The 12,353-nt window shown below is 40.7% G+C and carries 5 protein-coding genes; 3 read left to right on the forward strand and 2 right to left on the reverse strand.

The window, feature by feature from the left end:
* The first annotated feature begins 14 nt into the window (after window positions 1-14).
* The 3 genes from ACM0OT_RS02250 (at window position 15) to ACM0OT_RS02260 (ending at window position 10,775) form a co-directional block, all read left to right on the forward strand.
* The gene (locus ACM0OT_RS02250; protein WP_414562370.1) at window positions 15-2,927 is read left to right on the forward strand and encodes a methyl-accepting chemotaxis protein; all 2,913 of its coding nucleotides are present in this window, start codon (window positions 15-17) and stop codon (window positions 2,925-2,927) included.
* Between the two features lie 89 nt (window positions 2,928-3,016).
* Complete coding sequence (locus ACM0OT_RS02255; protein ID WP_414562372.1) at window positions 3,017-8,326, forward strand: response regulator; 5,310 nt, start codon at window positions 3,017-3,019, stop codon at window positions 8,324-8,326.
* A gap of 388 nt (window positions 8,327-8,714) precedes the next feature.
* Window positions 8,715-10,775 carry a prolyl oligopeptidase family serine peptidase gene (locus ACM0OT_RS02260; protein ID WP_414562374.1) on the forward strand — a complete coding sequence of 687 codons (2,061 nt, stop codon included), beginning with the start codon at window positions 8,715-8,717 and terminating at the stop codon, window positions 10,773-10,775.
* On the opposite strand, the gene ACM0OT_RS02265 is transcribed toward ACM0OT_RS02260, so the two are convergent.
* Together ACM0OT_RS02265 and ACM0OT_RS02270 are read right to left on the reverse strand one after the other, a co-directional pair.
* Entirely contained in the window at window positions 10,767-11,687 is a 921-nt protein-coding gene (locus ACM0OT_RS02265) for a histone deacetylase family protein (protein WP_414562375.1), read from the reverse strand. The genes ACM0OT_RS02260 and ACM0OT_RS02265 overlap by 9 nt on opposite strands.
* Window positions 11,688-11,766: 79 nt before the next feature.
* A complete protein-coding gene (locus ACM0OT_RS02270) occupies window positions 11,767-11,985 on the reverse strand; it encodes a hypothetical protein (protein ID WP_414562377.1) in 219 nt (72 codons plus the stop codon).
* Between the last annotated feature and the right edge of the window lie 368 nt (window positions 11,986-12,353).

A 12,353-nucleotide genomic window follows, 5' to 3' on the forward strand; every position in this document is an offset into this window, starting at 1 on the left:
TTGGGAGGGAGCAAATGGCAGCAAGTATAAATGAATATCTAGAAACTTATAAGCAGGCTTGTACAGCTTATGCACAACAAAACTATGAAGTTGCCGCCACTTTAGTAGATGAAGTGGTACAAAATGTACCGGATGACCCCAATTGCCATTTGTTACGGGGCCACATCTATTATGTTTTGCAGCAATATGATGTTGCCCAGCAAGAGTATCAAAAAGTTTTGCAGTTGTCTGATGATGTAGAAATTATTGATTTTGCTAATAATGGATTGGAAAACATCAATCAAGACCAACAGCCACTAGAGCCAGATATGGGGACTGAAGAAAATTATCAGCCAGAGCCAATAAATTTTGCCAGCATGTCTGATGATCTGGAAACTGGTACATCAGATTTAGAAGATTTGGGGCAGTTTACTAATTTAGATAGTAATAGTTTTGATTTCAATTCCTTAGAAGAGTCTCAATACAGTGACGCTGTAGAAGAGCCATCTTTAAGCAATCCCTTTGATATATTGGCAGCAAGTGATGCATTAAATGAAATACCAGACGTCACAACACCTTTTAGTGAAGATCCTTTTGCTATAAATTCCCATCCAACCGAGTCAGAATTGAATGCTGACAAGGGTAATGAACAAGTTGAATTAGAATTACCCATGTTTTGGCAGGAAGACGGACTAGAAAGTAGCCGTGATTTATCAGATACAGACAATTTGCTAATAGACAATAATAATGTTGATACACCTTTTGCCGAAGTTGATTTTCCTCCAGAAATTAATTTAGAAACTATCCCTGAGCGTTTGGATGATCAAAGGCAACAAACGCCAAATATAGATACTTTTCCAGTAACAGCAAACATTCAGGAAGATGAAACATTATTTTTGGATAAAGACCATTTTAAAAATGGTGCAGCAGAAACCGATAACTTGAAAAATAATTCTCAAGATCATTTACTGCAATCTGATCCAAGTAATTGGTTAGAGAAAATAGAAGTTGTTGAAAACCTTTCTGAAGCATCTTCATATTTAAATAGTAATTCCTCCCGTGACTATCAGCAGATGCAAACTGATGCAGCGGCAGATACTGATAGCTTGGATAGTGATGAAGGTTTTGATTTTGAAGCCTTTGAATCGGCCTTTGGCTCGGATGGCACCACGGCTGATGAAGAGACAAACAGCATTCAAAGTAAAGGTAATTCTCAGAGTAATATCGAATTTTTAGATGATTTTGACGAATTTGATGATTTAGGTAATATTCCTGGGTTTGAGCTAGCAGACGCCGATTCTAGCTTTGGTGATGTGACAATGCTTTCTGGTTCACTAGAAACTAGTGGCATTCCACAGCATAAAGTTGAAGAGCCTAACCCCAATAATGGCACTAATGATCGCGATGATGAACTGTTTTCCATTACAGGTTCCCATACTGGCACCCAAGATGCAGTTCCTATTTTTAGCCAAACTGATGCGTCGAAGCTAGAACCCAACGTCAGCGTCGAACAAGGCTGGTTAGCACCTTTAGAAAATGCTCCTTTGGATATGAAGCCCTGGTTTGTCGCTGGTACTGTGGGTGTTTTTTCAGCTTTAGTAGTAGCAACAGTCAGCTTCGCAACTACCAGCTTTTCTCCACCCGAACAACGGGAATCAGTACGGAACACGGGTTGGTCGATGTCACTAGCCGCGGGTCTTGCTAGCTTTGGAACAGCAGCCTTTATGGGCAGTCTGACACTCAAACAAATTCGTCGCACCACCAAGGATTTGCAGGCGCAGTTTGATGCCGTTCGCCAAGGTAATCTGAATGTGCAAGCCACGGTGTATTCCGAAGATGAATTGGGGCGGTTAGCCACAGGCTTTAATGAAATGGCGAGGGTAATTTTTACAACTACCCATGAAGCCCAACGTAAAGCCGATGAACAAGAAGAAGCCAAAGAAAACCTGCAACGCCAAGTGATTCGCCTATTGGATGATGTGGAAGGTGCTGCTAGGGGAGATTTGACAGTCCAAGCCGAGGTGACAGCAGACGTACTAGGAGCTGTGGCTGATGCCTTTAACTTGACCATTCAAAACCTACGGGATATCGTTCAACAAGTAAAAGTAGCTGCCAAGGAGGTAACAAAAGGTGCAACCAACTCCGAAACATTCGCTAGGGCTTTATCTAGTGATGCCCTCCGCCAAGCGGAAGAGTTAGGAGTGACGTTAAATTCCGTACAGGTGATGACCGATTCAATTCAACGGGTAGCAGAAGCCGCAAGAGAAGCCGAAACTGTGGCCCGTGATGCCAGCGCCATCGCCCTCAAAGGCGGGGAAGCAGTGGAAAACACTGTGGCAGGGATTTTAGAAATTCGGGAAACTGTAGCGGAAACTACCCGTAAGGTAAAACGCCTAGCGGAATCTTCCCAAGAAATTTCTAAGATTGTCGCCTTGATTTCTCAGATTGCCTCCCGCACCAACTTGCTAGCACTCAATGCCAGTATTGAAGCTGCAAGAGCCGGAGAAGCCGGACGTGGGTTTGCCATTGTAGCGGATGAAGTGCGCCAGTTAGCAGATAAATCTGCCAAATCTTTAAAGGAAATTGAGCAGATTGTGATGCAAATCCAAAGTGAAACAGGCTCAGTAATGACCGCAATGGAAGAAGGCACCCAACAGGTAATTAAAGGCACAAAACTGGCAGAAGAGGCCAAGCGATCGCTCGAAAATATTATTCAAGTAGCGAATCGCATCGACACTCTCGTAGGTTCAATTACCAGCGACACAGTAGAACAGACGGAAACCTCCCGTGCTGTAGCTCACGTAATGCAATCAGTGGAACTCACAGCCCAAGAAACTTCCCAGGAAGCTCAACGAGTTTCCGGTGCCCTACAACTGTTAGTAGGTGTTTCCCGCGACTTGATTTCCTCCGTTGAGCGTTTCCGCGTGGAAACCCTTGAATCTAGGTAATTAATTAGTCATTAGTCATTGGTCATTAGTCATTGCTAAATGGCTGTTGACTACTCATAACTTAGAACCCAGGACTGAGAACTTTTATTATGCTGCCGGAACAACAACAGCGGATTTTAGGTTACTTCATTGAAGAAGCCAGAGACCATCTGAATACGATTGAGCAGGGGTTATTAAATCTCCAAGACACCCTAAACGACCCGGAAATGGTCAACGAAGTTTTCCGGGCGGCTCACTCGATCAAAGGGGGAGCAGCCATGCTGGGATTAAGTAGCATCCAGCACACCTCCCACCGCTTGGAAGATTCTTTTAAAGTTCTCAAAGAGCATCCGGTTCAGGTTGACCAAAAGTTAGAATCTTTATTTCTAGGTGTTTCTGATACCCTAAAAGTACTATTGGAGCATTTAAGTGGGCCCTTTGGTCTATCTGAAGAGGCTGCTAACACTCTGATGTCAGAAACTGAGCCAGTTTTTAAATGGCTGAATGAGCATTTAGAACTCCTGGTACAACAGGGAAATAATGGAGTAGCCAGCGATGCTAGCACAACAGAAATTAACCCTGGTGATAGCGTCAACACACTCACCGAACTGTTCCTGCGGCGAGACATTCCCAATCTGGAAGAAGACAGCGAACAGACATCAACAGCAGCAACTTTCTCTGGAACATCTCAGGAAGAACATTCACCACTCATTGCAGCACATGATCATTGGGAAGAATTTCAAACCCAAGTGCTACAAGCACTACGGGAAATGTTGCAACTGTTCAAACAAAAGACAACACCCGAATCTCGGGCCAATCTTCAGCAATGTTGTCAGCAGTTAGTCAGACTAGGCCAGACATGGAATTTGCCTCATTGGTGTAGTTTATGTCGAGCAGCTGCCAATGCGATCGCTAATCCCGACAATACCTATCTCACCTTAGCTAAAATCGTCATTACTGAAATCAAACAAGCCCAAGAATTAGTTCTCCAAGGTAGAGAAGCAGAAATTGTTACTAGTCAGCAATTATCAACACTTTTAGACTTGCAAGAACTGGAGTTGTCGCCAGATGAAGATTTGTTTGATACCCAACCGATGGCGGTAGCAGAACCGACATTAGATGAAGTATATTCTGGGACTACAGATAATGTTACCAGTGAATTACCCCCGATTTTACAGCCAACAGACAGCGTTAATAGCCTAACTGAAATCTCAGAGCTATGGTTAGGTCAGGGTATTCCAGCAATAACAGAAAACTCTGAAACTACAGATTTATTCTTTGGTGATCACGAAGACGTTAATATTACCAATATAAATATTGATCAAAACGGCCCAGAAGTAGGATTAGCTGAATTAAATACCCTGGCCGATTTATTTGAAGGTGAAACTCCAGAACTAGATGAAACTTGGCAACAAGAAGAAATTTTAGATATCACCTCCGCCAGTGAATTGGGAGTAGATATTAGTGATAGTGATATTGAAGATGTCGATAACGATTTAGCTGATTTTCTTTCCTTTGATGAAAATAACAGTAATGAGGAACTGCAAATCAGCTTAACGACAACAGAAGATTTAAATTTATTATTTGGCAACAACTTCTTAGAAAAAGAGCATCCATACTTGCAAAATTCCCAAAATTCTCTGGCTTCTAGCGAATCAAAGCAGTTGCCACAGGAGATGCCAGGAAAGGAGTTGGTCAGCAATTTATTAGCTTTAGCATTGGATGAAAATGAATTACTACCTACAGATGAAGTAAATCAGCAAACAGAAGCACCAACGAAACCAGAAAAAAATTCTGAAGATTTATTCTCAGAAATAGAAAATAGCAATCTTGGTGACGAGATTTCTCTGAATGATTATACAGACGAAAACCCTAATATAATTCAATCAGATATCTTAAGTTTAGATGGTTTGTTTGATGATGTAGTAGAAAATAGCAAACTGTCTATTGATGAATCAGAAATTAGTGATTTATTTGATGAACCACCTGCAATAGAACCAGAATTTTCTCACACTGACGGCGATTTAAATGACTTCTGGAATCAGGAAATTGAAACACAACAACCAGAAATAGATGATCCTTTATTTGAACAGGATGTAGCAAAAGCCTTAGAAGAAAGTTTATTTGCAGCTGCGGCTTCTGGTGAAATTTTTGGTAACCCTGATCCTCAAGAGTCTATTTCTTCACCGCTCATTAGTTTTGATGCTGAAGAAGATGATCTCACTTCCCATCAACAAGATGAGATATTTTCATTGGATACTGGTAATGGAGATGATTTATTTGCAGATTTAACAGCATTCAATTCAATTTCAGCTGCCGTTGATGATGATGAATTGTCTTTACAAGAAATTTCCGGCTTTTCTCAAGCACCAGAAGCTCTAGATTCAATCCCAGAATTTACTAACCAGCCAGTAGAGACATCTGGCGTAGATTCTCCCGATAGCTTTGGGGATTTAGACATTGATTTGTTCGATAGTCTCGATGAAAATGAAGCTGATAATTCACAACTATCATTATCAGAGATAGCTCCTACAGATTATTCAACTTATATTCAATTGGATATTGATGATAATCTTATAGAAGACGAAAGATTATTTACATCAGAAATAAATTCACATATAAGTTTACCAGAAAATTTAGACTTACAACAATTACAACCTGAAATAGAGTTGTTAGATATTAATGTTGATTCTCATTCTATAAATGCAGTTGATGTTGCAAACATAATAGTAGATGAAATAGCAGATACTGAAGACGATGATTTATTTGCCACAGCAACTGAAGAGTTAATAGAAAATGAGTTATTTGAAGAAGAAGCAGAGATAACATCAACAGCTACTGAAGATGATGATTTATTCGCCACAGCAACTGAAGAGTTAATAGAAAATGAGTTATTTGAAGAAGAAGCAGAGATAACATCAACAGCTACTGAAGATGATGATTTATTCGCCACAACGACTGAAGAGTTAATAGAAAATGCAGAAAATTTATCAGACGAACTGTTGAACACAGTTCAAATATCTGAGAATGAAAATACTACCTTTGTTCTTCCTGAATCAGAAACAACAACAGTTTATCCAGAAGAAGCTAGCCCACACAGCAACACAGATACTTATATCCAAGATGAATTTGCTGAATTAGAAGCATTACTAGAAGCCGAAGGAGATGTAACTTCTCATGCTAGTTCGATGCTGGAAGAAGATTTTGCCGCCCTAGAAGCTTTACTGAGTGCGGATAATGATGATGAAGAGGCAACAACATCTAGTAGCCAGCAATCCTACACCACCCCACAAATTCGACCAACTACCAACCAAAGTACCAGCAATACTATTTCATCAGCAGATATCAATGATGAATTTAGTGATTTAGAGAAACTACTGGCAGAAGCAGACCAGACCATATCCCACTCATCAGCAAGTAAACCTCATACAACCAAGATTCCCCGTACCTCTACTCGTCGTACTGCCAGATTTGAAGAAACAATGAAGGTGCCAGTTAAGCAACTGGATGATATGAGTAATTTAGTTGGGGAATTAGTTGTAAATCGCAACACCTTAGAACAAGATCACGAACGACTACGACAATCGCTAGATAACTTGCTAATTCAGGTGCAACATCTTTCAGATGTAGGCGCAAGGATGCAAGAATTATATGAGCGATCGCTCTTAGAAGCCTCTCTTCTCGCCAGTCGCAAAAATCAAGAAACTAAAGTCACACCAGAAATTAGCTTCGATGTTGATGAATCTAATGCTGACACAGATAGAGGTTTTAGTGAGTTAGAAATGGATCGGTTTACCCCTTTCCACACCCTGTCCCAAGAAATGATTGAATTTATTGTCAGGGTGCGTGAGTCAGCGAGTGACATTGATTTTGTTACTGAAGAAACCGAAAGAGTAGCGCGCCAGTTCCGCCAAGTGACTACTCAGTTACAAGAGGGATTAACACGCGCCAGAATGGTACCTTTTTCTCAAGCAATTGATCGCTTGCGACGAGGAGTGCGTGACAATGCCATCAAGTATGGCAAACAAGTAGAGTTGGTAATTGAAGGTGGAGATACCTTGATTGACAAGATGATTTTAGATCATCTTACTGACCCGTTGACCCACATGTTGAATAATGCGATCGCCCACGGCATTGAAACCCCAGAAATCAGACAAGCAGCAGGTAAACAACCCGAAGGTTACATTACCATCCGCGCCTTCCACCAAGGTAACCAAACAGTTATTTCCGTGGGAGATGACGGCGCAGGTATCGATCCAGAACGAGTCAAAGCTAAAGCAACTCAGATAGGTATGATTACAGCAGCCCAGGCTAAATCCATTTCGCGCATGGAAGTCTATGACCTGCTATTCCAACCTGGTTTTAGTATCAAAGACCAAGCCGATGAAATTTCTGGCCGCGGTGTCGGGATGGATGTCGTGCGGTCGGAAATTAGTGAAATTCGCGGCATAGTCAACACAGATTCCACTATTGGCAAGGGCACTACCTTTACCATTAGGCTGCCATTGACCTTGAGTATTTGTAAAGCACTTTGCTGTGTTTCTGATAAAGCGCGAATTGCCTTCCCGATGGACGGTGTGGAAGATACCTTAGATATACCAGTCAAAAGTATCCAGCATAATGCCGATGGGCAATCTTATATTTCCTGGCGCGATACAGTACTGCCTTTTAGACCGTTGAAAGAACTTTTAACCTTTAATCGTCAGTTGAGTCGCGGTAATGTTTATGGCGGCAACCGAGATGATGATATGGTATCAGTTGTAGTAGTGCGATCGGGAAATACATTAATTGCCTTACAAATCGACTTGGTACTCAGTGAACAAGAAATAGTAATTAAACAATTTGAAAGTCCCGCACCCAAACCCATTGGTGTTGCTGGTGCTACAGTTCTAGGTGATGGGCGCGTTATGCCGATAGCTGATGTACTGGAGATCATCGACATCTTCCAAGGACGGATTTCTAAACACGGTACTGGTACTTCTTGGCAACAACATGATGATTTCAATGCGCCAGAAATTCCTGTAGAGAAAATTGATCCGACAGTGTTGATTGTCGATGACTCCATTACTGTTCGAGAGTTACTGTCACTGACATTTAACAAAGCGGGTTATCGCGTTGAACAGGCGCGTGATGGGCAAGAAGCTTGGGATAAACTGCGTTCTGGTCTACCTTGCGATATCGTATTTTGCGACATTGAAATGCCCCGTTGCGACGGACTAGAATTACTTTCTCGCATCCAAAAAGACTCTAACCTCAACCACCTACCCATCGCGATGCTCACCTCACGGGGTGCCGACAAACATAGACAAATGGCAATTCAACTCGGTGCTAGTGGTTACTTTACCAAGCCATATTTAGAAGAAGCTTTACTGGAAGCCGCCGTGCGGATGTTGAAAGGAGAGAAACTAGTAAATGCTTGATAAATTTGGTAATAGAAGCAAAATTAACCTTGTCTTGTGATGAGCGATCAAAATCTCATCACCATTGAAACTTTTGTTTGACCAAAATAGGACTTACGCACTCACTATGAAAACCAAGGCTTTGAGATTGCTAGAGCCTCCGGCACGCTACGCGGTAAGCGCAGCCATCCATGCCCGTTAGGGCTTTACCGTACGGTCGCAATGACGAAATTACGTGGTTGGTTACGTAAGTCCTGCAAAACTCTGGACTACACAGAAAACAATATTTTTGTAGGATGTAAAAAGGTATTTTTAACCGAATCCTCAGCTAGCGTGTATTACAAAATATAAATACAACATACACAATAACTATTCTGTGTAAATTTACTTAGGTTATTTTTTGAGCATTATGTCCTACCCAATTACCCGCAAAAGTAATCAAGTTGATAACTACCACGGTACTTTAGTTACAGATCCTTACCGTTGGTTAGAAAACCCAGACTCAGAAGAAACCAGAAGTTGGATTGAGGCACAAAATAAAGTTACTTTTGATTACTTGAACGAAATTTCTGTTAGGAAAGAAATTAAGCAACGCTTGACTAAACTGTGGGATTATGAAAAATATGGTATTCCATTTAGAGAAGGCAATAACTACTTTTATTTCAAAAATGATGGACTGCAAAATCAAAGTGTTCTCTACACTTTAAAAACTCTTGATGCTGAACCAAGAGTTTTACTTGACCCTAATAAACTTTCATCTGATGGTACTATTGCCCTTTCAGGGTTAGCCATTAGTGATAATGGCAAACTGTTAGCATACGGACTATCGACATCTGGTTCTGACTGGCAAGAGTGGAAAGTTCGTGATGTGGAAACTGGGGAAGACCTACAAGATCATCTCAAGTGGATTAAATTTTCTGGTGCATCTTGGACACATGATAATCAAGGTTTTTTCTACAGTCGTTATGATGAACCAAATGAAAAAACCAAATTAGAAGATGTCAATTATTATCAAAAACTCTATTATCATCAATTAGGTAATCCCCAATCAGAAGATATATTAATTTACCATCGAGATGACCAAAAAGAATGGGGTTTTAGTGGTGATGTCACTGAAGATGGAAGTTATCTGATTATTTCGGTTTGGCTGGGAACTGAGGCTAAAAATTTAGTTTTCTACAAAGATTTAACTAATCCTCATACCAAAGTCATAGAACTAATTAATCAGTTTGAAGCTAATTATAGTTTTATTGACCATGATGATAGTGTTTTTTATTTTCGTACAGATTTAAATGCTCCCCGAGGCAAATTAATTGCCATTGATACTAAAAACCCTGCTCAAGCAAATTGGCAAGAAATCATTCTGCAATCTGCATCAACTTTAGAAAGTGCCAACATTCTCAATAATCAATTTGTTGTTGATTATCTCCAAGATGCTCATACTCAAATCAAAATTTTTGACATCAATGGGGCATTTGTTCGTGAAGTAGAATTACCCAGACTTGGTTCAGCAGGTGGCTTTGGTGGCAAACGTGATGATATTGAAACTTTTTATAGTTTTACGAGTTTCACAATCCCAGGTACTATTTATCGCTACAACATGGTAACGGGTAAAAGTGAACTTTTTCGCCAGCCACAGGTAGATTTTAATCCTAATGATTATGAGACAAAACAAATCTTTTATAGTAGTAAAGATGGTACTCAAGTGCCCATGTTTATTACTCACAAAAAAGGTATTCAATTAGATGGAAATAATCCCACCTATCTCTATGCTTATGGTGGTTTTAATGCCTCAATGACTCCTGGCTTTTCTGTGAGTATGTTGGTATGGATGGAAATGGGTGGTGTCTATGCTATGCCGAATATACGAGGTGGTGGGGAGTATGGCGAAGAATGGCATCAAGCTGGAATGAAGGAGAAAAAGCAGAATGTTTTTGATGACTTTATTGCTGCGGCTGAGTGGTTAATTGCTAACAAGTATACCCAACCCAAAAAGTTAGCGATCGCAGGTGGTAGTAACGGTGGTTTATTGGTAGGTGCATGTATGACTCAGCGTCCTGATTTATTCGGTGCAGCTTTACCCGCCGTGGGTGTGATGGATATGTTGCGATTCCATAAATTTACTATTGGCTGGGCCTGGGTTCCTGAATATGGTTCGGCGGATAACCCAGAAGAATTTCCGTCACTTTATGCTTATTCACCATTGCATAACCTCAAACCAGAGACAGCTTACCCTGCAACTTTAATTACCACAGCCGATCATGACGATCGCGTGGTTCCGGCTCATAGTTTCAAATTTGCGGCGGCTTTGCAAGCTAATCACGTTGGTGATGCACCAGTGTTAATTAGAATTGAGACGAAAGCGGGACATGGTGCGGGTAAACCGACGGCGAAAATTATTGAAGAAGCAGCAGATAAGTGGGCTTTTTTAGTAAGTAATCTGAATATTACTAATTACCCATTACACTAAACAGCGCTCAATTGTGGCTAATACAGATTGGGAAAGGGTGGAAAAATCATACCCCCCTTCCAATCCAAAGAGAATTTTACGAGTTAACTCTAAACATGAATCAGTGAATAAGGCATAATCTTCTGGCTGTAAATTGATACTTGCCAAAGGATCGTTGGCATTGGCATCGTAACCCGCACTGATAATCAGTAAATCTGCCTGAAATGTGGCTAAAAATGGGACTACTTTGCTTTCTAATAGTGGTTGATATACAGTGATGTCACTACCAGGAGGTAGAGGTAAATTTAAGACATTCTCATAAACACCACGTTCAGAAGCTTTGCCAGTACCAGGATAGCAGGGGTACTGATGTAGAGAACAGTAGGCAATGTGGGGATGAGTTTCGACGATCGCCTGGGTGCCATTGCCGTGATGCACATCCCAATCTAGAATAGCGACGCGGTTAATTTCGGATTGTTCTAGGGCATATAAAGCGGCGATGGCCGCATTAGAAAATAAGCAAAAACCCATCCCCGCATCACGTTCAGCATGATGTCCTGGTGGACGTGCTAACACAAAGGCGGGATTTGCTGTGGCGATCACGGTATCAACTCCATCTAACCAAGCACTCAATGCTAACAATGCCACATCATAACTGCGGGGAGAAATGGGAGTATCACCATCTAAATAACCACCACCAGTTACGGCAATTTCCTGGACTTTGTTGATGTAAGCTTGAGTATGCGCTTTTACCAGCATAGGCATGAGCGATCGCTTTTCTGCAACGGGAGTAGGCGATCGCCAAACAATTTTTTCTGCAAAATCCGCTGCTTTGAGGGCCTTGACGATTGCTGTCAAGCGTTCTGGCTTCTCTGGGTGGTACCTTCCAGTTTGGTGATCTAGAAACTCATCGGTATATATGACTGGTAGCATAAAGCAAAAAAAGTTAGCAGCAGGATCATAAAAGTTATTTTATCGCTACTGCCATGATGCTTCGTAATTAGCGATACTCCTACTCATCGTTGCTTGCAAGTGTTTCATCGATTGGTTGTTCGAGCATTTCCGGTACTAAAGCTGGGTTACCCCTACGTTCTGCTGGCGATTGTTCTCGGATGACATCATCCATTTTCGGCGGATGTTTAATCATGTCCCGTACCTCAGGACTTAATTGAGATGCTTCATTTTCTGGTTGCGCTTTTTCGGCTTGGTTGGGAACTTTTTCCTTATTCATGAATCTTGCCTTTAACTTATATCCCCTAGCCTAAGACATAGTATGGTAAGACATACACTATCTTGGGGCTTAAATTTATGTTTCTAGACAGCTTTTCCCACGTCTAATTATGGATGACAGAAAATAGTTGATTTTTTCACCAATTTGCAGACACAATATAAATTTTTTTATTTAGTTTTCCTGAAAAATATTTTTTAAATAGAGTAATTTTAAATGATTTTCTCACTAAAATATACCAAAAATCTTCAATATTTAGACATTTGAATGAAGTTTTTGATGTCAAAAATACAAAATAAGATATTTTTTCGATAGTGTTATTTAAATATACTTAAATAATCAAATAATCTCATGATTTAAATATCATAAAT

The organism is Anabaena sp. CCY 9613 (assembly GCF_963920895.1).
In the GTDB taxonomy this organism is placed as follows: domain Bacteria; phylum Cyanobacteriota; class Cyanobacteriia; order Cyanobacteriales; family Nostocaceae; genus Cyanocohniella.